Below are 274 nucleotides of genomic sequence, written 5' to 3' on the forward strand. Positions count from 1 at the left end.
GGTCAGATCGCGCTGAGGGCGGCTGAAAAGACCAATCTGGCTTACGCAATTCGCATCATCGCGAACGATGCGCCAGATGAAACAGGAACCCCAACCGAGTTCTATTTTCACGCGCTCGTGCAGTCGGCGAAGGAAAGCTATGGCGAAGCCGATGATGTGGTCACCACGACCTTCAATCTCGGCATTACGACCGCCGTTTTTGAACAAGAAGCCACTGCAGGAACCCCGTAATTCCAACAGTTTATCAACCGTTTCTCCACAGACGTATCAACAG

Annotated in this window: 1 pseudogene; it reads left to right on the plus strand. The window is 52.6% G+C overall.

Going from position 1 to position 274, the window contains the following annotated elements:
- A pseudogene (locus R0J92_RS22940) lies at positions 1 to 231 on the plus strand (hypothetical protein); the annotation flags it as partial.
- Between the last annotated feature and the right edge of the window lie 43 nt (positions 232 to 274).

This window comes from Tritonibacter sp. SIMBA_163 (genome assembly GCF_046535935.1).
Classification (GTDB): domain Bacteria; phylum Pseudomonadota; class Alphaproteobacteria; order Rhodobacterales; family Rhodobacteraceae; genus Epibacterium; species Epibacterium scottomollicae.